Annotated in this window: 20 protein-coding genes and 3 pseudogenes; 13 read left to right on the top strand and 10 right to left on the bottom strand. The window is 61.1% G+C overall.

Annotated features, from left to right (window positions below):
* Nucleotides 1-65 precede the first annotated feature (65 nt).
* Nucleotides 66-887, top strand: a complete 822-nt coding sequence (locus HMPREF0291_RS11875; RefSeq protein WP_156774840.1) for a hypothetical protein — start codon at nucleotides 66-68, stop codon at nucleotides 885-887.
* Nucleotides 888-1,754: 867 nt separating this feature from the next.
* A complete protein-coding gene (locus tag HMPREF0291_RS09480; protein WP_232210299.1) occupies nucleotides 1,755-2,864 on the top strand; it encodes a DNA cytosine methyltransferase in 1,110 nt (369 codons plus the stop codon).
* Here HMPREF0291_RS09480 and HMPREF0291_RS12195 read toward each other — a convergent pair.
* Nucleotides 2,861-3,193 (bottom strand): annotated as a pseudogene (locus HMPREF0291_RS12195) (DUF3427 domain-containing protein); the annotation flags it as partial. The gene HMPREF0291_RS09480 and the pseudogene HMPREF0291_RS12195 overlap by 4 nt on opposite strands.
* A gap of 141 nt (nucleotides 3,194-3,334) precedes the next feature.
* On the opposite strand from HMPREF0291_RS12195, the pseudogene HMPREF0291_RS09475 reads away from it, so the two are divergent.
* From HMPREF0291_RS09475 to HMPREF0291_RS12215, 3 genes and pseudogenes are all read left to right on the top strand, one after another.
* A pseudogene (locus tag HMPREF0291_RS09475) lies at nucleotides 3,335-4,556 on the top strand (IS256 family transposase).
* A 46-nt stretch (nucleotides 4,557-4,602) separates the two neighbouring features.
* Nucleotides 4,603-5,195, top strand: a pseudogene (locus HMPREF0291_RS11870) (IS3 family transposase); the annotation flags it as partial.
* A gap of 7 nt (nucleotides 5,196-5,202) precedes the next feature.
* Nucleotides 5,203-5,379, top strand: coding sequence for an integrase core domain-containing protein (locus HMPREF0291_RS12215; protein WP_462935965.1), 177 nt, complete (start codon nucleotides 5,203-5,205; stop codon nucleotides 5,377-5,379).
* Between the two features lie 300 nt (nucleotides 5,380-5,679).
* On the opposite strand, the gene HMPREF0291_RS09465 is transcribed toward HMPREF0291_RS12215, so the two are convergent.
* From HMPREF0291_RS09465 to HMPREF0291_RS09455, 3 genes are all read right to left on the bottom strand, one after another.
* Nucleotides 5,680-6,093, bottom strand: a complete 414-nt coding sequence (locus HMPREF0291_RS09465) for a (deoxy)nucleoside triphosphate pyrophosphohydrolase (RefSeq protein WP_005290691.1) — start codon at nucleotides 6,091-6,093, stop codon at nucleotides 5,680-5,682.
* Between the two features lie 250 nt (nucleotides 6,094-6,343).
* Entirely contained in the window at nucleotides 6,344-6,898 is a 555-nt protein-coding gene (locus HMPREF0291_RS09460) for a hypothetical protein (protein WP_005290688.1), read from the bottom strand.
* A 4-nt stretch (nucleotides 6,899-6,902) separates the two neighbouring features.
* On the bottom strand, nucleotides 6,903-7,382 hold the full coding sequence (locus HMPREF0291_RS09455; RefSeq protein WP_005290685.1) for a hypothetical protein: 480 nt from the start codon (nucleotides 7,380-7,382) through the stop codon (nucleotides 6,903-6,905).
* Nucleotides 7,383-7,561: 179 nt separating this feature from the next.
* Here HMPREF0291_RS09455 and HMPREF0291_RS09450 point away from each other — a divergent pair, with 179 nt between their 5' ends.
* Nucleotides 7,562-8,221 (top strand): LysE family translocator, encoded by a 660-nt coding sequence (locus tag HMPREF0291_RS09450; RefSeq protein ID WP_040423781.1) that lies wholly within the window; start codon nucleotides 7,562-7,564, stop codon nucleotides 8,219-8,221.
* A gap of 20 nt (nucleotides 8,222-8,241) precedes the next feature.
* Here the strand turns inward: HMPREF0291_RS09450 and HMPREF0291_RS09445 are convergent, their stop codons facing one another.
* On the bottom strand, nucleotides 8,242-8,718 hold the full coding sequence (locus tag HMPREF0291_RS09445; protein ID WP_005290679.1) for a carboxymuconolactone decarboxylase family protein: 477 nt from the start codon (nucleotides 8,716-8,718) through the stop codon (nucleotides 8,242-8,244).
* A 123-nt stretch (nucleotides 8,719-8,841) separates the two neighbouring features.
* Between HMPREF0291_RS09445 and HMPREF0291_RS09440 the strand changes: the two genes are divergently transcribed.
* Nucleotides 8,842-10,869 (top strand): DEAD/DEAH box helicase, encoded by a 2,028-nt coding sequence (locus HMPREF0291_RS09440; protein WP_005290676.1) that lies wholly within the window; start codon nucleotides 8,842-8,844, stop codon nucleotides 10,867-10,869.
* Nucleotides 10,870-10,986: 117 nt separating this feature from the next.
* Here the strand turns inward: HMPREF0291_RS09440 and HMPREF0291_RS09435 are convergent, their stop codons facing one another.
* The 3 genes from HMPREF0291_RS09435 to putP form a co-directional block, all read right to left on the bottom strand.
* On the bottom strand, nucleotides 10,987-11,469 hold the full coding sequence (locus HMPREF0291_RS09435; RefSeq protein WP_005290671.1) for a hypothetical protein: 483 nt from the start codon (nucleotides 11,467-11,469) through the stop codon (nucleotides 10,987-10,989).
* Between the two features lie 6 nt (nucleotides 11,470-11,475).
* Nucleotides 11,476-12,117, bottom strand: a complete 642-nt coding sequence (locus HMPREF0291_RS09430) for a GmrSD restriction endonuclease domain-containing protein (RefSeq protein WP_005290668.1) — start codon at nucleotides 12,115-12,117, stop codon at nucleotides 11,476-11,478.
* A 189-nt stretch (nucleotides 12,118-12,306) separates the two neighbouring features.
* The gene (gene putP, locus HMPREF0291_RS09425) at nucleotides 12,307-13,905 is read right to left on the bottom strand and encodes a sodium/proline symporter PutP (RefSeq protein WP_005290666.1); all 1,599 of its coding nucleotides are present in this window, start codon (nucleotides 13,903-13,905) and stop codon (nucleotides 12,307-12,309) included.
* Nucleotides 13,906-14,026: 121 nt separating this feature from the next.
* Here putP and HMPREF0291_RS09420 point away from each other — a divergent pair, with 121 nt between their 5' ends.
* From HMPREF0291_RS09420 to HMPREF0291_RS09395, 6 genes are all read left to right on the top strand, one after another.
* On the top strand, nucleotides 14,027-17,047 hold the full coding sequence (locus tag HMPREF0291_RS09420) for a DEAD/DEAH box helicase (protein ID WP_005290664.1): 3,021 nt from the start codon (nucleotides 14,027-14,029) through the stop codon (nucleotides 17,045-17,047).
* A gap of 3 nt (nucleotides 17,048-17,050) precedes the next feature.
* A complete protein-coding gene (locus tag HMPREF0291_RS09415; RefSeq protein ID WP_005290661.1) occupies nucleotides 17,051-17,899 on the top strand; it encodes a hypothetical protein in 849 nt (282 codons plus the stop codon).
* An 80-nt stretch (nucleotides 17,900-17,979) separates the two neighbouring features.
* Nucleotides 17,980-19,161 carry a metallophosphoesterase family protein gene (locus HMPREF0291_RS09410; protein WP_005290659.1) on the top strand — a complete coding sequence of 394 codons (1,182 nt, stop codon included), beginning with the start codon at nucleotides 17,980-17,982 and terminating at the stop codon, nucleotides 19,159-19,161.
* Nucleotides 19,161-21,806: an AAA family ATPase gene (locus HMPREF0291_RS09405; RefSeq protein ID WP_005290657.1), complete on the top strand. Its 2,646-nt coding sequence runs from the start codon at nucleotides 19,161-19,163 to the stop codon at nucleotides 21,804-21,806. Before HMPREF0291_RS09410 ends, HMPREF0291_RS09405 begins: the two co-directional genes overlap by 1 nt.
* Nucleotides 21,807-21,848: 42 nt before the next feature.
* Nucleotides 21,849-22,355, top strand: a complete 507-nt coding sequence (locus HMPREF0291_RS09400) for a MarR family winged helix-turn-helix transcriptional regulator (RefSeq protein WP_005290654.1) — start codon at nucleotides 21,849-21,851, stop codon at nucleotides 22,353-22,355.
* A gap of 126 nt (nucleotides 22,356-22,481) precedes the next feature.
* Nucleotides 22,482-22,703, top strand: coding sequence for a PspC domain-containing protein (locus tag HMPREF0291_RS09395; RefSeq protein ID WP_005290651.1), 222 nt, complete (start codon nucleotides 22,482-22,484; stop codon nucleotides 22,701-22,703).
* Here the strand turns inward: HMPREF0291_RS09395 and HMPREF0291_RS09390 are convergent.
* Complete coding sequence (locus HMPREF0291_RS09390) at nucleotides 22,684-23,685, bottom strand: endonuclease/exonuclease/phosphatase family protein (RefSeq protein WP_005290649.1); 1,002 nt, start codon at nucleotides 23,683-23,685, stop codon at nucleotides 22,684-22,686. The genes HMPREF0291_RS09395 and HMPREF0291_RS09390 overlap by 20 nt on opposite strands.
* A gap of 8 nt (nucleotides 23,686-23,693) precedes the next feature.
* Entirely contained in the window at nucleotides 23,694-24,008 is a 315-nt protein-coding gene (locus HMPREF0291_RS09385) for a hypothetical protein (protein WP_156774839.1), read from the bottom strand.
* Nucleotides 24,009-24,012: the final 4 nt, after the last annotated feature.

Genomic DNA, 24,012 nt, shown 5'->3' with positions numbered 1-24,012 from the left:
AAAAAACCGTTCCGTTTCTAACCCCGGAACCTACTACGATTACAGCTGAAGCCTGGCATTACGTAATGGGAGATGAGCGACACCGACTTCCAAAACAATTCGATAATTGGACGCAGGGTACACCTCTGCGGTTAACCAGGAACATCGAAATAGACCGAAACACGATCATCGAACAGACAGGGTTGCCCGAAAACGCGGAGCTTGCAATAGTAGTTAGCTGGTTTAGTGACGCAACGAAAATTCGGCGTCGGGTGTTTCGCGCTCCAATCCACGATCACCCACTTAACGTTGTAGCCAATCTCAACGGAGACGAGATAAGTGCCGGCATCGAGCTGCGGACATCGCTGATAGTCAATCGGGATGTTGCAGATTGCGCTCCTTGGGTTGCAAATAGAGTAGGGAGTGTCCTTCTTGATGAAAGGTTCAGGTTTACTCTTGATCGCGCCGCGTCAGGTTTTCCTATGGCGGTTGTGGATTTTTCGGTTACGCACTTACCCGCAGCAGCGTCGTGGCACTTAGAGTCCTCTACGGTACTTGATTCTAGATTTAGCTCTAGTTTCCAAGTTCTAATAAACGAAAAAGATAAAGCATTAATCGCTGCTCTCGAAGCAGATAAGCCTAACAAAGTGCAATCGCTGCTCTTAGACAACTTGATTTCCGAGGTCTTAGCAGAGACATTACGAATTGCTTACGCCTTGAGGTGCAGTGGAGAACTCGAACTCGAAGGGCACGAATATGGGTCGGTTGGTGAGGTTCTGGCCAATCTTGTTAAGCGAACGGGAGATGTTCCAGTGGATATCTCTTCCGAGGCCGGACGATTGCCATTGATTAGGACGCAATTTGAAGCTTTAGTCAGGGAGCTTGGTGTTGGACGGTTGATGCAATGAGCGAATTCCTAATTTGGCCTCGGATGGGACGTACGGGTGCGGAAGAGCGATTCGGAGAACTGGGGCTCGCGGCAGGCCCGAAAATCGACCTAAGTCTAGGTGCGTTCGACTTCGATGGCGTAGGCTCGCGCGTCCGTCAAGACGACCTTCTTCATGTCCGCGATGAACTCACTGGAATCGCCAGCAGGTACGGTTTTAATCCGCGGTACGGATATTCGCAAGAAGTACTCTTGGACCGAGCAGCTGCGAAAGTTTTGGACCGCGAGTTCATGGCATCATTTAGAGACTTGACACCCATGCGTTGGGCTGAGTCTGGAAGTCGGGAAGTCTGGAGCTGGTTCTCATTAGCACTATTGCCGGATCTCACTCACTGGAGGTGGAAACATGCAGTAGCTCGAAAACGCGGGTCTCGGGAAGGGGAGTGGTACAAGCCGCGCTGGATTGGGTCTGACTTAACAAGACATACCTGGGCTAGGTATTGGTGGCGCTCCGTGCAATTCGAAGCAGACCCTAATCTTATTGATGGATTGAATGAGCACGATTTCAACCATCTTCTGGAACGCGCGGACACCATAGGTGCCAACCCCTTTTTGGTATCGGCCTTTGGCCGAGAGCTACTTGCAATTAGTAACGAGTTGAGGGATGCCGGTGCGGTGAACCGGAGGGAAGTCTTCGAGGACTCCGCTCGTAGGATGCTTAGAAACTTGGCGTATGTGGACGATGCTGCACTAGACGAGACGGAAACTCGCGCTCTGGTCGATAGCTTCATCGCTGAAACTCGTAAGCGCCTAGGCTGACCGCGATACGGACTTTTCAGCCATCTTTTGAGCGGTGATAACATCAGGAGCCGACTGAAAGTGGTGAAGGGTGATCGAAAATTACGTTGGTGGCGATCCTTCGCCTTCGTTAGCTGGAAGTGACAATTCACACCGGTTGAAATCGAAGGGTGGGATTCGCCGCGAGTGGGAGTCCGTATTGGCGGCGGGTGTTGCGGCTAACCGCTTGGACGGGCAAGGCTCCCGGGTGGTCGACTTGTTCTCGGGATGCGGAGGGCTCTCTCTAGGTTTTCAGGCTGCAGGCTTTGACGTTTTGGCTGGCTTCGATCATTGGGAACCGGCAATCGAGACTTACAACTCTAACTTCGGCCATCATGCCGAAATGCTGGATCTCGCAAACTTCGATAAGTCGGCGGGTCGTCTGGGGGAGTTTTCAGCCCTCAGCGAGTTCCCGGCGATTATTGGTGGGCCGCCGTGTCAAGATTTTTCCACCGCGGGGAAAAGGCTAGAGGATGCGAACGCTGATTTGACAAGTCAGTTTGCGGCATTAGTGGGCTTATTTCAACCGTTTTTCTTTGTGATGGAAAACGTGCCCAACGCAAAAAATTTTGGAATTTACAATCGTGCCCTCCAGTCGATGGAACGTGCTGGTTATCATTTGTTTACTCGAGTACTCGATGCATCGGTGATTGGTACACCGCAACGTCGAAAGCGACTGTTCGCTATCGGTACTCAGGATGGCCGAATCACCAACGCCATTCTTGAAGCAATAGTTCGAAAAGAGGAGTCATTCGCTAGAAGTAGAGCCGCTGAAGGGCCTGTCACTCTTCTTGATTGGTTCGGTGAGGGCATTTTGCCGGACGTATACTATCGCCACCCATGGAGCTATGATCGCAGAGGCTTGTTCAGTGTCCGCGAGCCATCTCCCACTATCCGTGGAGTGAACCGCCCAATGCCGAAAACTTACCAATGGCACCCTAAAGACACTTGTGTTCCTGGTTTCGACGTAGCTGCCGCAGATCGTCCATCAATCGGTCCGTTGTCGATCGAGATAAGGAAACAGATTCAAACGTTTCCGGAAGAATTTAGCTTGCTGGGGGCGAGAACGACCCAGGAGCAAATGATCGGGAATGCTGTCCCGGTCTTGCTCGGTTATTTTATAGCGAAGTGCATTGCAGACACGATTTCTAGTGTCAGTTAGGGGGCCTCACGCTGTTCGTCGAAGAATTTCGCAGGCATAGCCCGGTGGAGGTCCCAATCGACTTGGACAGGTTTTTCGCCCCAGAATTTTTCTAGTTTGACATCACCTAGCAGTAAGTAGGGCTGGGCATAGCCGATCGAGTTCTCTCGTGCGGTACGGGCAGCCAATAGAACACGGATTTTCAGATCGTCGTGGTTGATCAGGCGACTCCCGCGTTTTGAATCGGGTGTCAAGTTTGCTGGGGAAACCCATCTAAATTTAGACGGCGAAATTGGGTAGTCCTTGAATCTTCTCGCTGCGCTGAAATTGCGTTTATCCTTCTCCAGTGTGACAAAGAGAAGCGAGCACTTCGGTTGCGTCCCTTAGTGTGGTGTAACGCTTGCTGATGGTGGGCCCAGCTAATGATGGGGCGGCCATCGCTAGTTAACCTTTCGACTCAACTACCACATCTCACCGAAAGGCACAGGACGATGACCGCTGCACCGCATTCTATCGACCCGACAACCTATCTGGACGATCTGCTGGCTCAAGCATCCCCTGATCTGATGCGGCAGATGCTGCAAGGGTTTATCAACCAGATCTTGTCTGCCCAAGCTGACACCGTTTGCGGCGCCGACTACGGTGTCGCCTCTGAGCAGTGCGTCAACCACCGCAACGGCTACCGCCACCGCGACCTGGATACACGTGTGGGCACAATCGATGTGGCTGTACCGAAACTGCGCCACGCCCGCGTTCTTCCCCGACTGGCTGCTTGAGCGCCGTACGCGGGCAGAACGCGCACTATCGACCGTGATCGCCACCTGCTACCTCAAGGGTGTCTCCACCCGCAGGATGAACGACCTGGTGGCCACATTGGGGATTAATAACCTGTCGAAATCCCAGGTGTCGCGCATGGCCGATGAACTCGACGATATGGTCGCCGATTTCCGCAACAGGCCCCTTGATCCCGGCGGGTATGCCTATCTGTCGTGCGACGCTTTGACGATCAAAGTGCGCGAAGGCGGGCGCGTAGTGAAATGTGCAGTCCTGCTCGCCACCGGTGTCAACGCCGACGGCTACCGGGAAATGCTCGGAATGCATGTTGCCACCACGGAGTCCAATGCGTCGTGGAAGGGCTTTTTCGCCGACCTGAAAGCCCGCGGGCTTACCGGGGTGTTCTTAATCACCAGTGACGCGCACGAGGGCATCCAACACGCCATATCTGAAGTCCTGCCCGCTGCCGGTTGGCAGCGCTGCCGCACCCACTTCGCGAAGAATCTCTACGAAAAGGTCCCGAAAACACAGTGGCCGATGGTCTCTGCGATGTACCAGACCATCTTCCAGCAACCTGATGCCACATCCACCTGGGCACAAGCCCGTGAAGTCGTCGATCTGCTGGAACCGAAGTTCCCGACCGTGGCGGCCTACTTGGAAGAATCCCTCGATGAGATCTTGGCGTTTACCGCAGCCCCGAAACCGGTATGGACGAAGATCTGGTCGAACAACCCCACCGAACGGTTAAACCGGGAGATCCGCCGGCGCACCGACGTTGTTGGCATCTTCCCGAACCGCGAATCCATCATCCGGCTTGTCGGCGCGGTCCTAGCCGAACAGCATGACGACTGGATCCAACAGAAACGCTACATGTCACTTTCCGCACTCGAACAAACCAAACAACTCATGCACCGCACACGAGACGATCATGGTGACTGAAGTGTCCTGGGTTTAGTTCCGATCGTTTCTAGAGGAGGATTGGATCATGCCTAGGAAGTTCAGTGACGAGTTCAAGGACAAGGCGGTGCGGTTAGCCGAGGAGCTCGTTGAGCTTGAGGGGTGCTCGAAGTGGGCGGCGGCGGAGGAGATCGGTGAGAAGCTCGGCGTCTCGGCGCACACGCTCAACAACTGGTTGAAGCCTGTCAAAGTGTCCCCCGACGTTCAGCGGAGCACTGGCGAGTCGGTCGACGAGGAACTGAAGCGTCTGCGGAAAGAGATTAAGGAGCTGCGCAGGGCTAATGAGATCTTGAAGACCGCGTCAGCTTTTTTCGCAGCGGAACTCGACCGTCCCACCAGAAGATGATCGAATACATCGACACGTATCGCGATCGCTTCGGGGTCGAGGCCATCTGTCGCACATTGAAAGAGACAGAATGTGGGTTTATCACCTCTCGTGGCTACCGAGCAGCGAAAACACGAGCCCCGTCGGCCAGGAGCTTGTCAGACGCGCTGCTTATCCCCGAATTGGTGAAAGTCTTCAAGGACAACTTCAGCGTGTACGGGGTACGCAAGATGTGGAAGGCCATGCAGCGCGCCGGCTGGGACATCGGTCGTGATCAGACCGCCCGGTTGATGAAAGACCGAGCTGATCTATCCCCACCGGCCGTGGGCATCGGTTGGGGAAGTCGAGATCGCGACCCTTCGATGGGTGCACTGGTGGAACAACCACCGCCTGCACGAGTCATTGGGATACATCACCCCACAAGAGATGGAAGACACCTACTATCAACAATCACACGCCCAGCCGTTGGGCGTTCAATAAGCGGAACGAAAACCAGGACGCTTCAGACCAACACCAGCTAACCGCCTAACCAAACCCAAACTTCATACCGAGCCGAAAGCAGAAACGGCCACACCACTACCCGGGACTTGACCGATGGATGTAAGCTCGAGCTCTTTCGTTGTCATAGATATGCAAGAAGGATCTCACTCGTTTCAGAAGAAATTGTTCCTTCTCAGCGAGTGAGGAAGGCGGCTGAACAAGGCCTTGGGAGCGGAGGACGTTTAGCCATCCACCATGATTCTTGCTTTCGTTCTGGGCCAAGAGTCTTTCCTTGCTGATTTAAAGCTGTTCCCAAGCTTGAACAATCATCTCCACCGCCGGCACATCCGCCGGGGCCCAGTCAAGGGAATCGAGCTCGTCGATAGGCACCCAGCGGGATTCAGCGTGCTCAGTGAGCGTGGGTTCTTGGTCACCGGTCAGGGCGCATTGAAACGTCGATAAGTGAACGGTGCCGAAGTCGTACTTGTGGTTGGTGGTGGTGATGTGGGGGCCGACGGTGGCGTCGATAAGCCATTCTTCTTTGAGCTCGCGCGCGAGGGATTCTTCGGGGGGCTCACCGGGCTCGATTTTGCCGCCGGGGAACTCCCACTTGCCAGCGAGTGCTTTGCCTGGGCCGCGCTGGGCGGCGAAGACGGTGCCGTTACGAATGATCACGGCACCGGTGACTTCAATTGCGGGCTTGGATTCGGCCATGGATTCATCGTAATGGTTGACGTAGCACACGTCTGGAAAAGCAGATAGCTACCAGTGCCAGATACCTCGAAAGTAAACGAAAGGCGAGCACGAGGCAAAAAGCTGGGATAGTGCTTCTGGCTCCCGGGCTGCTGGCAATGATCGGCTCCGCCGTTGATGGGGGCATCTTCATTTGCGTGGGAGTGAAACGCACGTATACCGACGCCCACTGCACCAGGGCTGCCGAACTAGCAGCTAGCTGGTCGTCTAGTTAAACAGGAAGTTCGCTCACCCGCTCCGGATCGACGGCGACGAACGCGATGCCCCTCGTATCTTCCGTGCCGCAGGCGGGGTAGTGGTTGGACTTAATGTCCTCATCACCCGGGACGAGGTAAGCGCTTCCGCTGCAACCCCATCCGTTGGGGGCGGTCCAGAACGCGCCGGAACCCTGCGGCGGCATACCGGACGGCGAGTCAGAGAAGTAGTCGGTGAAGACTTCCATTGCTTCCTCGCAGGTCAACTCGTCCTGCATAGCGACGACACTCAACGTCCCGCCCGTCGCGTTGGTCACCTCGCCGCAGACCGTCCCGGCAGCGGAAGTTTGCTCTTCTTCGGTGGAGGTCTCATCCTCGGAAGGCTCGTCCGACGTGGAGGGTTCTTCCTCGCTTGGGACGGTGTCGGAGGGGGAGGTGGGGGCGTCGTCAAGCGACGTGCTCTCAGAGCTTTGAACGATCGGCGGTTCCTTGATGGGCTCCACGCTGCCGCACGCTACGAGGGTGAGGGTGGAGGCGATGAGGAGTGCGGTGATGCGTCGTGAAGCTGCCATGGGGTTACTCCGGCTTGGGTAATAGCAGCACGCGCGTCTCGGCGTCCCAGCAGTTCACGGTGTATTCCTCGGCATCTTCGGGTTCGCCCTCGAGGCGAGTGCCGCGGCCGCAGCGCCAGTCGTTGGAGACCTGCCAGGTGTCCTCAGACTCCTCAACAGCCTCGGAGTCTTCGGAGGTGAACTCAGTGACGGCCTGCATTGCTTCGTCGCACCGCTCGCCGCCCTGGATGGCGATGACGTTGTATGCCTCGCCGTCGCGGGTGGCCTCACCGCATTGCGGGCCGACGGCCTCGCGGACCACGTCAGGGATGGGGCGCTCGTCGGCGGGAGTGGTCGCGCTCTCGCCGGCAGTTTCGGTGGCCACACTTGTCACGGTGGCTTCCTCGGTTTCCGGTGCTGCGTTCGTGTCCTCGGCGGAGCATGCTGCGAGCGACACGGTGGAAACGATGATGAGAGCGCCTAAACGCCACCTGCGTGAATTCATGCTTTTAAAGATAGTGAATGGCGGCCGCTAAAGGGCCGAAGTGGTGCATTCCATCACATGGGGTGTTGCGTTTGCGCTAAACTCCTCGCGTTAAACCGCATCCCACGGGGCCAGAGCGACGTTCCGCTATCCGAGACTAGGACAGCTCCCATTCGTGCCTCATACTTCGAAGGAGAATTGTGACAACCGGAGATTTTCTAGCCCTGATGGGGGTTTTCGTTGCTGCTGTCGCCGTACCCGGTCCGGATGTCGTGCAGATCATCCGGTTTAGCGTGAAATCACGTGCAGCTGGTGTCGCGTGCGCCACGGGAATCATGGTGGGTTACGCGATCTGGATCGCCACCTCTCTGCTGGGTTTGAGTGCCCTCATGCAAGCTGCACCGCATCTGCTTTCGGTACTGCAGTTAGTGGGTGGAGCCTACCTTTTGTACATGGGCTTCAGTGCAGTGCGAAGTGGCTTCAAAGCGTGGCGGTCTGGAATAGCTACTGATCTGCCTAGTAGCGGAGCTGCTCAGTCAACTGTATCCCAGAGAGCCTTCGTGGTGGGGTTGGCTACGAATTTGTCCAACCCGAAGTCAGTTCTCTTCTTTGGCGCGGTTTTTGCTCAATTTGTTAAACCGGGCATGGGATGGGAATGGATGTTCATCATTCTCGTCACGCTATTCGTGGTCGGTTTTGTCATGTCTGCCGGGTTCGCGGTCTTGGTCGACGTTTTCGCCGGTTTTTTGTCACGCTTCGGACACGCGGTGGACATGATCACCGGATCGATCTTCATCGGCCTAGGAACCTGGATGTTTTCCGAGGGCGCCGTGAACCTGAACAGCCCTCGGAAAGCCTGATTCACCACTACCGGCGGCAGCTATTCCTCGCCGAGATCGAATGCATCCACGTTCGCGAGGCTACGGGGATCCAACCGAGTGGTGATGCCGATCCGGTTCCACGCGTTGATAGTGACAATCGCCATGAGGAGATTGCGCGCGCCCTTCTCGCCGTGGTGCGCCTCAACGCGATCCCACAGCTCGTCCGGCACCGACTCTTCGCCGTGGATCTGCGTCACTGCATCAGTCAGTTCAAGCGCAGCTTGTTCTGCGTCCGAGAAGACGTCGCGGTGGTTCGTCCAGTCTTCAGCCTGGGAGACCTTGTCCTTAGACCAACCGTCTTTGCGTGCGTCACGACGGTGCATCGCCAGGCAGTAGACGCACTGATTGAGCGCAGACGCGCGGAGTTGGACAAGGTGGGAGAAATCTTTCTCAACCCGTGCCCGGACATAAGTTTCAAGGCCCAGCATGGGGGCGTAGGCGACTTTGGGGATGGGCTTTCTATTCCTGTCGGTCATGACACCACGCTACGCGCGAAGTAGTCGGCGGGGACTGTGCGCCCGGTGCGCTCGAGCACGGTAAGCAAAGCAAAAGCGCAGCAAATAGCTATAGATCGCGTGTTCACGTAGGCTTTGGCAGTGATGAATACAGATGACTTCGCGGCCGAGGACCAGGCCGACACCGCCGGCGAGGTTGCCGGCACAGAGGCTGATACGCAGCCTGACACCCACAACACCCAGACTGAAGAGAACACCGAAACTCCGGCTGAGGCTCCGGCCGAGACCTCTGCTGAAAACTCCGAGCCGAACCAGGACGGCGAGAACGCCGAGACTTCCGAGACCAAGCCCGAGGGCTTCAACGGCCTTGGGCTCCCAGCGCCGGTGCTCGACGCGATCAAGCGCGTCGGCTTCGAATCGCCGTCGCAGATCCAGGCTGAGACGATCCCGCTGTTGATGGAAGGCCGCGATGTTGTCGGCCTAGCCCAGACCGGTACCGGTAAGACGGCGGCATTTGCGCTGCCGATTCTGGCGCGCATCGATACGTCGGCACGCTACCCGCAGGCCCTTATCCTCGCGCCGACGCGCGAGCTGGCGCTGCAGGTGTCTGACTCCTTCCAGTCCTTCGCGGACCACCTCGGTGGCATCTCCGTTCTGCCGATCTACGGCGGCCAGGCTTACGGCATTCAGCTGTCGGGCCTGCGCCGGGGCGCGCAGATCATCGTCGGCACGCCAGGCCGCGTCATCGACCACCTGGAGAAGGGCTCGCTGGACATCTCCAACCTGCGCTTCCTCGTGCTGGATGAGGCAGACGAGATGCTCAACATGGGCTTCCAGGAAGACGTGGAGCGCATTCTGGAGGACACCCCCGAAGACAAGCAGGTCGCGCTGTTCTCCGCGACGATGCCGAACGCGATCCGCCGCATCTCGCATGACTACTTGAACGACCCTGAAGAGGTCACAGTCAAGGCGAAGACCCGCACGAACACCAACATCACCCAGCGCTACCTGTTCACCGCGCACCGCAACAAGCTCGACGCCATCACGCGCGTGCTTGAGGTGACTGAGTTCGACGCGATGATCGTCTTCGTCCGCACCAAGCAGGAGACCGAGGAGATCGCCGAGAAGCTGCGAGCACGCGGGTTCTCCGCGGCTGCGATCAACGGCGACATCGCTCAGCAACAGCGCGAGCGTACCGTCGACATGCTTCGCGACGGGCGCTTGGACATCCTCGTGGCCACCGACGTCGCCGCGCGCGGCCTGGATGTGGAGCGAATCTCCCACGTGCTCAACTACGACATCCCGAACGACACGGAGAGCTACGTCCACCGCATCGGCCGCACCGGCCGTGCTGGACGCACCGGTGAAGCGCTGCTGTTCGTTACCCCGCGTGAGCGCCGCATGCTGCGTTCCATTGAGAAGGTCACCGGCGCGAAGATCGAGGAGATGGACCTGCCCACTGTGGATGAGGTCAATGTCTCCCGCATGAACAAGTTCGCCGACTCCATTACCGAGTCCCTCGAAAACGACCAAATGGAACTCTTCCGCGGACTCGTGCGCAGCTACTCGGTCGACCACGACGTGCCAATGGAGGACATCGCCGCCGCGCTTGCCGCACAGCAGCAGGGTGATGAGTTCCTGATGAAGGAGCCCCCGAAGGACAAGCGCGACCGCCGCGAGCGCGAGCGCTTCGACCGTGAGGATCGTCGCGACCGTGACCGCGGGGATCGTGGCCGCGGCCGGGACCGTGGCAACCGCGGGGGCAAGGGCCGGTTCCACAACGACGACGTCAACTTTGACACCTACCGCCTAGACGTGGGCAAGCGTCAGAATGTTCGCCCGGGTGCCATCGTCGGCGCGCTGGCGAATGAGGGCGGTCTGACCAACCGCGACTTCGGCCGCATCACCATTGGCGGCGACTTCACCCTCGTCGAGCTGCCGAAGAACATGGATAAGAGCGTGCTCGACCGCCTGTCCGACACCCGCATCTCCGGCCAGCTGATCAACATTCAGCGCGACACCGGTGCCCCGCCGCGCGACCGTGGTGACAGGGGCGGCCGTGGTGGACGCGGCGGCTACCGCAAGCGTGACGACGACCGCGACCGCGGCCGGGGGCGCGGCGGCCACGGTGGCCGTGGCGGTGGCCGGGGCAAGCGCGACTGGCGCGACTAAGGTTGCGCGCCTGGGCATGAGAAAACCCAGCTACTGAGAGGCGAGGATTCGTCGAAAAGCGAATCTCTTGTTCTTGGTAGCTGGGTTTTGCGTTGGGCCCGTGGAGGGCAGAGGGGTTTAAGCCGGGGATGGCAGGAACATCAGAATCAGCGTCAGGAACCACAGCAGGTTGAAAATGCCTGCGCCGGCAGCTGCCTTGACGCGGGAGGACTCGAAGTCCGGGGTGACGTCGCGAGAGTCGGCCTCGGCCGGGTTGAGGGCGCCGAGGGAACCCATGATCTTGCGCTGCTGCGGGATCACCATGCCGAACAGGAAACCCCACGCCAGGACGGACAGCACGATCGCGGTGTGGAACCAGTAGTTAGAGCGGTAGGAATCCCAGTCGAAGGCCAGCACGGCAGCGCCGAGCAACGGAACCAGCAGGGAGATCATGCCGTAGGTGGAAGAGATGCGGTGGTAGATGGAGGCGCGTCCGAGGGTCTCCTCGCCACCAGCTTGCGCCTTGGCGGCGGCGCCGGGGAACGCGGAGGTGGCTACCATGACCGGACCGATGAGAATGATCGCGGCGGCAACGTGCAGGAAAATGAGGAATGTGGTCATGGCACCTCACTCTACGGAATGCACAGGCATTTCTACATTTGACACGAGTCCCTGCAGGCCAGAACAGTGCCGGCGGATAGCACGTAGATCGGCGCGGGGGAGGGGAAGCTCGTAGCCGCGCGCAATGGCGGCGAGACGTTCCCCGTAGGCGCAACGCACGCGGCGGTTGTCAGGAACCCACTCACTGGGCAGCATGTCGGACTTCGCCTGGTTGGCCTTGGAGGATGTGACCACGAGGTTGATCGGGTCGTTGGCGAAGGCGACGCGCTTCTCCGCCGGCCACGCGTGCGCGCCCATGTCCCAGGCGGCGCGCAGCGGGAAAATGTGGTCGATTTCCACGTCGGCCGGGTCGAGCGGGGCGCCGGTGTAGGGGTCCGTGAAAGGCACCGTATCGGACGGAGCCCACTGGCGGTAAGGGGTGCGGCATGAATCGACGTCCCACGCATCGGCCATGACGGCCTCGCGGGTGGTGCACCCGGTGGGCTGCATGCCCCAGTCGCCGAAGTCTGCGGCACGGTCATAACCCAGGATGGTGGGGCGAGGGGAGGGGGTCGATGGGGCGTCGATAAGCGAACGCGGCGTGGGGAACGGGACCACCGCGACTGTGGCGGCGATGAGCATGGCGAGATAGAAGCGGAACCAAGGCATACCTTGTTGGACTGCGCGGCGGGGGCGATCGGTTCCGTGGGAGGCGCAGACGCCATGAACCTCTGCCTATGAACTGAGTAAACGGCAGCGGCCGGGGGAGGCCACTCAGTTCATAGGCAGAGGTTCATGGACCAGGGGGCTGGGGGCCTGGATGCCGGGGCGCGACCTTGTAACCCAGGGCCCGATACATCACCGCGGCTCGTGGCCGGACATCGCGTTGTCAGTCCCACGCACCTGAGTGTCCTTCAACGCCTGGTCGAAGGGGACTTCCGGGTGCGCCATGGCGTACTCGGTGAGGGCGCCGGCGCGGTCGAACTCGGCCTCAGCGGCGGGGTCCGGCTTGGTGGCCAGGGAGACAATGACCATGGCCAGAGTGGCCAGGATGAAGCCCGGAACCATTTCGTAGATCAGGCCAGATGTGGCCGGAATGGAACCCCAGATGAACACGGTCAGCGCACCGACGATCATGCCGGCCATGGCACCCGGCGCGGTGAGACGGCGCCAGAACAGGGACGCAATGATGACCGGGCCGAATGCGGAACCGAAACCGGCCCACGCGAAGCCGACCAGTCCGAGGATGGTCTCGGACGGGTTGGCGGCCATGAGAATGGCCACCAAAGCGACGATGACCACCATGACGCGGGAGGCGATGAGCAAGGTGCGCTGGGGCAGTTCGCGTTTGGTGAAGCCGCGGAACAGGTCTTCGACAAGGGCGGAGGAGGTGACCAGTAGCTGGGACGACATGGTGGACATGATCGCGGCGAGGACAGCGGTGAGCACCAGGCCGGCGAACAGCGGGTGGAACAGCACGCGGGTCATGTCCAGGAAGATCGTCTCGAAGCCTTCGCGGTCGGTGACGGAGTGCTGCGTTTGGCCGAAGAAGGATGCGCCGATGATCGCGGTGAAAACGGCGCCGATGTAGCAGATGCCCACCCAGATCAGGCCAGAGTTGCGGCCTGATCGTGCCTCGTGCGGGCTGCGCAGCGCCATGAAGCGGGTGATGATGTGCGGCTGGCCCATGTAACCCAGACTCCACGCTAGGTTGCCGATGATGGCGGCCGCGGAGACACCGGTGAAAAAGTTGAAGTAGTCCGGGTTGCCGGTTTCCCACGGGCCGTAGGGGTTGTCCAGCGGGTAGGAGAAGATGCCGCCGGGGTTGTCGATGGCGAATAGGGCCATGACCGGCACGATGATCAGTGCTGCGAACATGACCAGGCCCTGGGCGACGTCGGTGTAGGACACGGCGAAGAATCCGCCGACGAAGGTGTAGATCACCGTGATGGCGCCGACGATGAGCATGCCGGTCATGTAGTCGCCGTCGAAGGTGGACTCGAAGTAACGCCCGCCGGCGACCATGCCGGAGGAGACGTAGAACGTGAAGAAGAAGATGATGATCACCGCGGCGATGACGCGCAGGGCGCGAGTTTGATCGTGTGTGCGGTTTTCAAAGAAGCTCGGCAGGGTGATCGAGTTGTTGGCCACTTCCGAGTAGGCGCGCAGGCGCGGAGCGACCCACTGCCAGTTGGCCCACGACCCGAGAAAGAGGCCGATGACGATCCACAGCTCACTCATGCCGGAGACGAACAAGGCACCGGGCAGACCCATGAGCAGCCAGCCGGACATGTCGGATGCGCCTGCAGAAATACCGGCGACGAACGGCGGCAGGTCGCGGCCGCCGATGACGTAGTCGCCGTACTGGGTGGTGCGGCGCCAACCGTAGTAACCGATGGCGAGCATCAGGCCGAAGTAGATCACCAAAGCGATGATCATCCACGTACTTTCAGTCATGTGCGCTCCTTGAATGAAGTTTCGCAGCGGATAAAAAGCTTGGAATAGGATAACACACAGCTGAGTGCCTGAACTTTTCGCGCCTGCTCTGTTGGTCACCCAGGGTGGTAGAAAAGAGGTTATGCCTAAATTCCTTCTCCACGGCCTGTGGCTTCCCGCCTCAGGGCTCAACTTGTGGGTTGAGCGTGTGGAGGGGCACAAGATTCTCTTGCCTTCGCAGGTTCCGGAAGGCACGTTCCCCCAGGTTGTGGAGTCGCTTATCGACGACTCACGTTTCCGCCGCCGCGACCCGATCACTTTGCAAACACCGAAGGGCCGGCAGGTGCAATTGAAGGTGCCCACGGCTGCGTTCTCGCCCGAGGAGACGGTGCGGTTTTTGAGCCAGGTGGCCATGCTGGATGAGCCGACGCCGGCCGCGACGGCGGCCCAGCGCGCCTCGATTGCCCCGGATCTGTACTGGATCATCCGTCTCTACACCGGGTTGACCCGGTTCGTCCGCGCCGGGCGGGTGAGCATCCGCGTGCGTCCTGACGACGGCATGTGGTTCCCCGAGTGGCAGTTGGGCACCGGGTTAGAGGAGCGCGGCTGGCTGGCGAACATGATCGCCGCCGCCCCAGGCGTGATCACGGTGAACAACTTGAACGTCGCGGAGGACGTTTCCACGAACCTGGTGCACTGGATTGCTTCCGGCTTGTTGGAGCATGTGCGTGGCGAACAACGCGCCTACCCGTGGCACGATTTTGCCGACGCGCTGTTGAAGTCCTCCCCGCTGCGGCGGGGTGGGGCGAGCGTGTCTAAACAGATCGCGCACTGGAACGGCTCGATCACTGCGGTGAACGTGCAGCTGGTGTTCATCGTTGAGGAACCGGCGGACCCGGAGTGTTATGACGCCGCCATGATGGTTGACGGATTGGGCGGGGAACGAGACGGCACGCCTGCCCCCGTGCAGTGGCCGGTGCGTGCTCAAGTCCGGTCCGGCACAGATGCCCCCCGGCCGATCCGGCTGGATGAGTTGGACATGTCCACCATGGCCAGCCTGCGCACCCAGCTGCGCAAGGCCGTCGAAGTGACGCCTTTGCTCGACCCAGAGCTGCACCCGCGCCACCCGGAGACCCCGCGCACACCTCAAGACGGTGACTGGGACAGCTACCTCAGCACCGACGAGATCATGAACCTCGTCGGCCAAACCGCCTACGTCCTCGGTGGGCGCGGGATCAAGGTCATGCTGCCGCGGGCGTGGCAGCGGATGGAGACCAGCGCGAAGCTCTCGGTGACAGAGCCTGCGGAATCAGAGCCGGGTGAAGTCAGCCGGTTCAGCTTCGACCAGCTGGTCGCCTACGACTGGAAACTCTCGCTCGGTGACACCGAGCTCACCCCGGAGGAGATGTCCCAGCTGGTGTCCTCCAAGTCCGGGTTGATCCGTCTGCGGGGCCAATGGGTGCTGGCGGACCAGGCGAGCCTGCGCAAGTCGCGCAAGTACATTGAGTCGCTGACGGAGCAGGAGGTCGAAGACGGCCTCATTACTGCCGACGAACTGCGCCAGCTCGCCCTCGAGTCTGCTGCAGAGCAGGAGGCCGGCGGGCTGGAGATCGCCGGCGACGTTGACGCCCCGGGCTGGCTTCACGCGCTCGTCGGCGGCACTGACCGCCCCGCACCGGAACGTCAGCCCATTCCGGACACCGTGCACGCGGAGCTGCGCGATTACCAGCGCCGTGGCGTGGACTGGTTGTACTTCATGTCGCGCAACAAGCTGGGGGCGGTGCTTGCCGACGACATGGGCCTCGGCAAAACCCTCCAACTGCTCAGCCTGCTCGCCGTGGAGGCGGACCAAGGCCGCAAGACCGGCCCGACGCTGGTGGTCGCTCCGACCTCAGTGGTGGGCAACTGGGCCAGGGAGGCAGAGCGCTTCGTGCCAGGCATGCGCGTCGGCGTTCACCACGGCTCTGGCCGCCTCAAAGGACAGGAGCTCGTGGACGCGATCGGTGAGCTCGACGTGCTGATCACCTCCTACGGCATTGCCGGGCGGGACTACAAGACGCTCGGATTGGTCGAATGGGACCACGTTGTGCTCGATGAGGCGCAGGCGATTAAGAATACGGGGACGCAGGCGTCGAAAAGCGTGCGGGCAATTGGAGCGCGCCACCGCATTGCGCTGACCGGCACCCCGGTGGAGAACCGGCTGGCGGAACTGCGCAGCATCCTCGACTTTGTCAATCCCGGGATTCTGGGTTCGCAGGCGTTCTTCCGGAACCACTTCTCCAAAGTCATCGAGTCGCGCCGGGATGAAGCGTTGGCTGACAATATGCAGGAGCGCCTGCAGCGGCTCACCGGGCCGTTTGTGCTACGAAGGCTGAAGACGGATCCGGCGATCATTGAGGACTTGCCGGAAAAGACCGAGCAAGTGGTCACCGTCGACATGACTCCCGAGCAGGCCGCGCTGTACACCGCGCTGGTCAACGCGATGCAGAAGGAGCTGGAAAGCCGCACCGGTATGGCGCGCAAGGGGTTGGTGCTGTCCACGATCACGCGGATCAAGCAGATCTGCAACCATCCGGCGCACTACCAGGCGGACGGCTCGCCCGTGACGGACAAGGGCAAGCACCGCTCCGGCAAGGTAGCCATGCTCATGGAACTGCTCGACCAGGCGATTGAGACAGACCAGCGTGTGCTCGTGTTCACCCAGTACAAGGCGTTCGGCGACATTCTCCAGCCGTACTTGAGCGACCGGCTGGGCCACGAGATCCCCTTCCTCCACGGGGGCTTGAGCAAGACGCAGCGCGACACGATGGTGGAGCGCTTCCAGGACCCGAACGGGCCGCGCGCGATGATCCTGTCTTTGCGCGCCGGCGGCACCGGCCTGAACCTCACCGCAGCGTCGATGGTGATCCACATGGACCGCTGGTGGAACCCGGCCGTGGAGAACCAGGCGACCGACCGCGCCTACCGCATCGGGCAGAACCGGAACGTGCAGGTGTACAAGATGATCACCCGCGGAACCATGGAGGAATCGATCCAGGACATCTTGGACGGCAAGCTGAAACTCGCCGGCGCTGTCGTGGGCGAAGGCGAAGGCTGGATCACCGAGCTGGGTACCGAAGAGCTGGCCACGTTGATGAGTTACCGCACAGCAGGGGAGGACTAAACCATGGCGCACCCGCAAGAAGGAAACGTCACCTGGGTCAACTTCGCGCAGCGCAAAAAGGTGACCAGTGCGGAAGAAGCGCGCAGCGAACAGGCTGAAGCCGGTGCTGAAGCCGTCGAGCTCCCCTTCAAGCGCACTGCACGCTCGCTGCGGCTCAACCCTGCCGCGGAGATCATTCTGCAAGCCGCTCAGCGCGGTGCCGACCAGGGGCGCTACGGCCGCGGACGCAAGTACGCCGATGAGGGCAATGTCCTCGAGGTCCGGACTGAGATCGGCCGCTTCACCGGCTCTGTCGCCGGCAGCCAAAACGAGCCGTTCACGACGATGATCTTGCTGCCGTACCGCGATGCGGACGCGATCCAACAAGCCCTGGAACTCATGGCGCACAATGCGAACGCGCTCAAGGCCGCCCGCACGGGACGATTCCACAAGGAGCTACTCAACGCACTTGTTGCCGCCGACGGGGAGAAGATCCGCTTCCGCTGCGACTGCCCGGACAACTACGACGTGTGCAAGCACGGGGTTGCGGTGGCCATCAAAGCCGCGGAGCTTATCGACGCTGATCCCACCCTGATCTTCCGCCTGCGCAACCTCGACTTGAACACCTTGGAACAGCAGCTGCGCACAACAGCTGGTGAGCGGGCAAAGCAATCTGCGGCTGAAGGCTCTGAGCAATTCTGGACGGGCCACGAGTTGCCGGATCTGCCGCAACCGAAGACCGCCCCGATGATCGAGGATTCGGACTTGGATCTGCTGCACAAGGCGATGCAGACGATTTCTTTCACCAACATCGACCAGCTGCGGGCGGTGTCTGATCTGGAGGATCTGTACGACGAGCTGACGCGCAGGTGAACGCGTCTCTCACCAGCGTGATCGAACGGATGTTCGGGGTTGTGGTGGCGGTGTCCGGGTCGTTTGGTAGTTGTTAAAGCATGGGCTCGGCACAGGACTCCACACACGTAACCTTCATTCACACCTCGGACTTTCAATGGGGAATGACGCGCTGGTTCCTCGACGGTGAAGACAGCGACGCTCAATCGCGTTTTGAGGATTCCCGCCTGCGCGCGGTGGAGAAACTCGGAAACCTGGCCCGGGAGCACGGTGCGGAGTTCATCGTCGTTGCGGGTGACGTCTTCGACGCGAACGCGTTGAGTGAACGCACGATGGGCCGCGCCCTCGAAGCACTCGGCTCGCTGCCCGTGCCGGTGTTCCTGCTCCCGGGCAACCATGACCCGCTGCTGCCTGGCGCTGCGCTGGAACACGCCGCTCAGCTCAGCAATGTCACCGTTCTGGCAGATAGCACGCCTGTCGAGGCCCGCCCGGGCGTGGAGATCGTCGGCGCACCGCTGCTGGCTCGTTACGCCAACGAGGACTTGGCCGCCCGAGCTCTTGCCCAGCTCGAACCGACTGACAGTGTCCGCATCCTCGTGGCTCACGGCCAGGCCGAAGGCAGGGGAGAGGATGACCCAGCCCTGATCTCACTGACCGGTCTGGAGCAAGCCCTGGCGAACGGAGTGGTCGACTACGTCGCACTGGGCGACACCCATTCGGCCCAGCCAGTGGGTGCCAGCGGCCGGATCTGGTTTTCCGGTTCCCCGGAGACCACGGACTTTCACGACCGGCGCGACAATGTGGCCGGGAATGAGGTGAACTCGGGGAAGGCGTTGGTGGTGAGCGTCGATAAGCGAGCGGCGACCGATGTCGACGTCGATGTCAACGAGCATGCCGTCGGCGAATGGACCTTTGATGCGCTGCACTGGGAGGTCAGCGACGGTGAGGACGTGCGCCGCGTCATTGCGGAGTTGGAGGCGTACCCGCACAAGAGTCGCACTGCGGTGAAGTATTCCTTGGCGGGCACGCTCGGCTTGGAGGCGACGCGGGAACTCGAGGAAGGCCTGGCCGCGCAGCGCAATGTGTTCGGGGCACTGTATGAGCGCGAACGGCTCATGGACCTCCACCTCGAGCCGAATGATGAGGAACTAGCCAATCTGCCGCTTGCCGGTTACGCCCGGGATGCCATGTCCGCATTGCTCGGCGCTGCCGAGACGAGCGATCCCCAGACCGCCCGTGATGCCGTCAACCTGCTGTTCCGTCTGAGCAAGGAGCCGAAATAATGCGCATTCACTCCCTGATCATTGACAATGTGCGCGCCGTGGAGCACCTCGAGCTGACTGACATCCCAGATACCGGCGTCATCCTCATCCACGGCGACAACGAGGCCGGTAAGTCGACCATCCTGGACGCGCTCGACGCGGTGCTGAACATCAAGCACACCTCCACGAAGATCCGGAAACTCAACCCGGTCGGGCGTGACGAGCTGCCGGAGGTGCGTCTCAACGCGACAGTCGGCCCGTACACGTTCGAGATCTACAAACGCTTCGCCAAAGGGGCAAAGGGAAAAGCCGAGCTGAAGATCTTCTCCCCGCGGCCCGAGAACCTTACCGGCGAGCAGGCGCATAACCGTCTGAACGAGATCTTGGCGAACCATGTGGACCAGCAGCTGATGGACACCTTGTTCCTACGTCAAGGGTCACTGCCGGATGCGATCGAAGCCGCCGGGATCCCCACCTTCACCCGTGCGCTGGGAACGTCGCAGGGTGCCGGTGGCCAGTCTGCGCAAGAAGCGGAAGATTCCGGGCTCATGCGCCGCGTGGAGGAGGAGTACCTGCGGTACTTCACCAAATCCGGCAAGCCGACCAAAGACCTCAAGGAATCCGAGACGGCGGTTGAAGCCGCCGAGCAGAAGGTCACTGCCGCCGAGCAGTCCATGCGGGCCTACGAGACCGCGGTCGACGCGTATGCCCAGCACGGCGCTGACATGGCCGCCATTGAGGCTGAACTTCCCGAGGCGGAGCAGGCGCTGTCCCGCCGTGCTGCCGAAGCGGAAGCTGCGCGCGAACTCGCCGCCACACTCGCCGCTGCACAGGACAAGGCTGACCGTGCCGAAAAGGATCTCACACGCGCCAACGACGACATCGAATCCCGCCAGGCTGTCATCGCCGGTGTCGAACACGCCGAAGCTGCCCTCAACACCCTCAAGGAGCAGCACGAGCCGGCCCGTGAGAAGGCTGATGCCGAAAGGAAGGCACTGGCCGAGGCAGAGAAAGCGCACGAGCAGGCCCGTGCGCACGCAGTCACCGCGCGGGACAACCTCGGGTCCGCTGAGCAAGCGCTTGCCGCGGCCAATGCACGGGCACGGGTGGAGGAACTCAACGGAGTTGTCACCCGTCTGGACGCTGTCGAGAAAGAGATCGCCCGCTTGGTCAAGGCGCAGCCGGAGCGCCGGGTCACAGATGCTGACGTCCGCGCGCTTGAGGACGCCACGAGTACCCTGACCGTGCAGCGCAGAATCGTGGAGTCGACAGCAGCACGGCTTGATATTGCCGGGCCGGCTGGCGCCGCATTCACGGTCAACGGTGACGAGGTCTCGTGCGGAGGCACAGACTCCATCGCGCTTTTCGACGGCACTGAGATCCGCATCTCCGACATCACCCTGACCTTCCGCGCCGCCGCCGGGACAGAGACCGCCACCACGGATCTGGACAACGCGGAAGCGGACGTCAACCGCCTGCTCGCTACGATCGGCTGCGAGGACCTAGACGGTGCCCGCCGCCTGCGGGATGAGCACCGCGAGTTGGCGGCAGCTCTAGAGGCCGCCCGTTCCCGTCGCGCTGACATCCTGCGCGGCGCCGAGGCTGACGAGCTGCGCGAGGAGCTGACCCGGCTGCGCGAAGCCGTCGCGACGCACGACGGCGAGATCCCCCCTGTCAACGAAGCGCAAGAAGCACTCGACGCGGCCCGCCGTGCCGATGCCGAAGCCCGCGACACCGTGGCGGACCTTGACGCGAAGATGACCCCGTTGCGCGCGAAACCGCACACGCTTGCGCTGACGGAACTGGAGACCCGCATTGAAGTGCAGCGCGGCAATGTCGAAGCCGCACGCGCCCAGCTCGCCGCCGCACGCGAGAAGCTTTCCGACGAGCAGTTGGCCACCAACCGCGATACCGCGACAGCTGCGCAGACCGCCGCGGCGGCAGAGGCTAACGAGTTGAAGAAGCAAGTCGAACTGGTCGACCCAGAACATGCTGAGGAGCGCCTCCAGGGTGAACGCAACCGTTTGGACAATCTGAACCGGCGCCACCGCCATGCCCACGAAAGTCGTCTGCAGCTGCTGAGCACTGTCAACAGCGCCGACGGTGAAGCAGAGAACCTCGACCGCGCCCGCGCTGAACTGGAGACCGCGACCGTGCGCCGAGATGCGCTGCACCGCAAAGCGAACGCGGCGAAGCTGCTGCGTGACACGATGGTCTTTCACCGTGACTCTGCGCGCGCGAAGTACGCCGCTCCGTTCGCTCAGGCGCTGCAGCGTCATGCGAGCCGCGTGTTCGGCCCCGGCACCGAGTTCACCCTCGATGATCAGCTCCGGGTGCAGGCCCGCACCGTCGACGGCACGACAGTGGATCTGTCGGAACTGTCCGGCGGCGCCAAAGAGCAGATGGCACTGCTCACCCGCTTTGCCATCGCTGACCTGGTGGCCGCAGGGGAGCAGGGGACAACGCCTGTGCCGGTGGTCATCGACGATGCCCTCGGCGCGACCGACCCGAAACGCCTGGAGTCCATGAACGCTGTGTTCACCAAGGCGGGCGAAACAGCCCAGGTCTTCGTTCTCACGTGTTTCCCGCACCGCTTCGATCGCGTCTCGGCGGCGAAGACCGCGTCCATCCAGGAATTGAAAAGGTTCGCAAAGGGAAATTCTTAACCGGATCACAGTTTATAGTTTTTCGTATTAATGTAGAACGCCATGAAGGCAGAACAGCGTTGGCTTACCGACGAGGAACAGGTTCTGTGGCGTCTCATGCTGCAGGCCGCCCGCAAGGTCTCCCGTGTCATGGAGGACACGCTGCTCTGCAGTGCGCAGCTGTCGACGTCCGAGTATGCAGTCCTCGTCGCTCTCAGCGAAGCTGAGGGGGAGAGTCTGCGCCTGCGCGACTTGTGCACCGAGTTGGATTGGGACCGCTCGCGCACGTCCCACCAGATCACGCGCATGGAGCGCCGCGAATTGGTGTCGAAGGAAAAGAGCCCGGGTGACGCGCGTGGTGTCTTGGTGCGCCTGACGGAGACCGGCCGGGATGCGCTCTACCGGGCAGTGCCGGACCACGTGGAAAGCGTCCGGCGCGTGGTATTCGACCACCTCAACACCGACGATGTCCCCGCACTCGAGCGGTTCTTCCAGGGAGTCATGGACGTCGAGAACGTGCCCGGCGGTAAGCGCCAGGTCCCGGACGGGCCGGAGCTGACCTCAGGGTAAAACCCAGGGTCAATATCAGGGCAATCCCCGTTGTCGCAGGTGCCGCGAATGGGTTGAATGGGTGTTGTCAGCGTGAACAGCAGTTAACAACAACATCCACCCCCACCCGAGAAAGGAACCGCCATCATGACCTACCAGCCCAGCCCCCAGCCGCGTAACAACAAGAAGCTCGTGCGCTCCATGAACGACCGTTACATCGCTGGCGTGTGCGGCGGCATCGCCGAGACCTACAACATTGACCCGACGCTCGTGCGCCTCGTGTTCGTCGCGCTGTTCCTCGCGGGCATGTCTGGTCTGCTCATCTACATCATCTGCTGGATCGTCATCCCTAACGCTGAGCTGTACTAATCTCAGCGAAATACGCCAAGTGGTCCCCGTTGCCGACGCGGACGGTTGCGCAGCCGTCCACCCCGGCTGCGGGGACTAACACGTGGTCGATGTGCGAGCGCAGACCCACGATGCCGTCCGTGGGCCATGTGCCCTCCGGGTAGCGGGAGCACATTCGTGCCGAGTCCTGCATCGGCCCCAAATCTGCCATGGGGCCGTGGCGCATGGTTGCGTTGAAGTCGCCGGCGATGATCGCCTTTTCATCGACGTTGACATCGACCCAGCCCGCGATACTGTGCAGGTCCCCGCGCCATTGATCCATGATGCTGGGCAGTGGGGCAGTCGTGTGCACGGCCACGATTGTTGGCCCGGCTGCGATTCGGAACGCCAGCGAACCCCACGTCGTGGGCGGGGCATCGATGTGTTCTAGTTCTCCGAGGTCAGGGTGCACCGCCATGCTCGTTGGTGCGATCCCGCCACCCTGCTCCGAGGTGAAGACACGCTCCGCGAAGGACGTCCCGGCGAATGCCGCTACCACCTTGTCATTGCTCGCCTCCGGAAGAACTACCACGTGCGGGTCAAAACGGTCGACGATGTCCTGCACGTCTGCGGCAGTCAGGGTGTTTTGGCTGTTGTAGGTGACCACCCGGAGCGTCGAAAAGCTTTCCGACGCCCCACTGTCAGAGGACATCTCCTGCGCGTGAAGAGAGCCCGGCAGAAGCGGCGGCACGGGCGCAGCGATGAAGCAGGCGGCGGCCACAGCCCAGACAAGCGGCGCCACGACAAACCGGAAGGCCCCAAGCACCGCCGCAATGACCGCGAGCCCGATGCCGAAAGCAATGGGGAAGGAGACAGCCTGAGCCACCACGACCCGAGTGCTGAGCCATTGCGAAATGCCCGCAGCCGGAAGGAACGCGAGTACGCACAGGAGTAACCCGGCGACGGTGAAGAGCGCGGAAAAGACGAGCTTGCCGGTGCTGGGACGGGTAGGGGATTCCTGCATAGTCAGTCCTATTCGAAGTACGAGCAGATCTCAGGGTCTGTGATGTATCCCTGTTGGCAGCCCCATTCAGCCTGCAATTCGCCGCTGGATGGGTTGGGGTTGCCGTATTCGTCGTACCCGTAACCGTTCACGGCTGCCCCTCCTGGGAGCAAACCAGACTGGCTTTCTTGCTCGAGATAGGCGGGCCCGTCGTTGGCGTAGAAGCAGTACTCGGAGTGTTCGATCGTTCCGTCCGACCATAATGCGGGGCCTGGCGTTCCTACGAGGCACTCGACTACGTAGGGTTCGGTTTCGCTGGTGACGGTATCGGGTTCTGCGGCCACCGAT

It is taken from the genome of Corynebacterium genitalium ATCC 33030 (assembly GCF_000143825.1).
GTDB classification, from domain to species: domain Bacteria; phylum Actinomycetota; class Actinomycetes; order Mycobacteriales; family Mycobacteriaceae; genus Corynebacterium; species Corynebacterium genitalium.
This window is presented reverse-complemented; position numbering and strand designations above follow the sequence as displayed.

What these genes read in the sequence shown, in the direction of transcription:
- HMPREF0291_RS09435 (WP_005290671.1), bottom strand. Translation starts at nt 11,469, where the DNA reads ATGACCACATTCCTCATTTTCCTGCACGTTGCCGCCGCGATCATTCTC.
- putP (WP_005290666.1), bottom strand. Translation starts at nt 13,905, where the DNA reads ATGACTGAAAGTACGTGGATGATCATCGCTTTGGTGATCTACTTCGGC.
- HMPREF0291_RS09420 (WP_005290664.1), top strand. Translation starts at nt 14,027, where the DNA reads ATGCCTAAATTCCTTCTCCACGGCCTGTGGCTTCCCGCCTCAGGGCTC.
- HMPREF0291_RS09465 (WP_005290691.1), bottom strand. Translation starts at nt 6,093, where the DNA reads ATGGCCGAATCCAAGCCCGCAATTGAAGTCACCGGTGCCGTGATCATT.
- HMPREF0291_RS09460 (WP_005290688.1), bottom strand. Translation starts at nt 6,898, where the DNA reads ATGGCAGCTTCACGACGCATCACCGCACTCCTCATCGCCTCCACCCTC.
- HMPREF0291_RS09430 (WP_005290668.1), bottom strand. Translation starts at nt 12,117, where the DNA reads ATGCCTTGGTTCCGCTTCTATCTCGCCATGCTCATCGCCGCCACAGTC.
- HMPREF0291_RS09410 (WP_005290659.1), top strand. Translation starts at nt 17,980, where the DNA reads ATGGGCTCGGCACAGGACTCCACACACGTAACCTTCATTCACACCTCG.
- HMPREF0291_RS09400 (WP_005290654.1), top strand. Translation starts at nt 21,849, where the DNA reads ATGAAGGCAGAACAGCGTTGGCTTACCGACGAGGAACAGGTTCTGTGG.
- HMPREF0291_RS09455 (WP_005290685.1), bottom strand. Translation starts at nt 7,382, where the DNA reads ATGAATTCACGCAGGTGGCGTTTAGGCGCTCTCATCATCGTTTCCACC.
- HMPREF0291_RS09405 (WP_005290657.1), top strand. Translation starts at nt 19,161, where the DNA reads ATGCGCATTCACTCCCTGATCATTGACAATGTGCGCGCCGTGGAGCAC.
- HMPREF0291_RS11875 (WP_156774840.1), top strand. Translation starts at nt 66, where the DNA reads ATGGGAGATGAGCGACACCGACTTCCAAAACAATTCGATAATTGGACG.
- HMPREF0291_RS09415 (WP_005290661.1), top strand. Translation starts at nt 17,051, where the DNA reads ATGGCGCACCCGCAAGAAGGAAACGTCACCTGGGTCAACTTCGCGCAG.
- HMPREF0291_RS09440 (WP_005290676.1), top strand. Translation starts at nt 8,842, where the DNA reads ATGAATACAGATGACTTCGCGGCCGAGGACCAGGCCGACACCGCCGGC.
- HMPREF0291_RS09390 (WP_005290649.1), bottom strand. Translation starts at nt 23,685, where the DNA reads ATGCAGGAATCCCCTACCCGTCCCAGCACCGGCAAGCTCGTCTTTTCC.
- HMPREF0291_RS09445 (WP_005290679.1), bottom strand. Translation starts at nt 8,718, where the DNA reads ATGACCGACAGGAATAGAAAGCCCATCCCCAAAGTCGCCTACGCCCCC.
- HMPREF0291_RS09395 (WP_005290651.1), top strand. Translation starts at nt 22,482, where the DNA reads ATGACCTACCAGCCCAGCCCCCAGCCGCGTAACAACAAGAAGCTCGTG.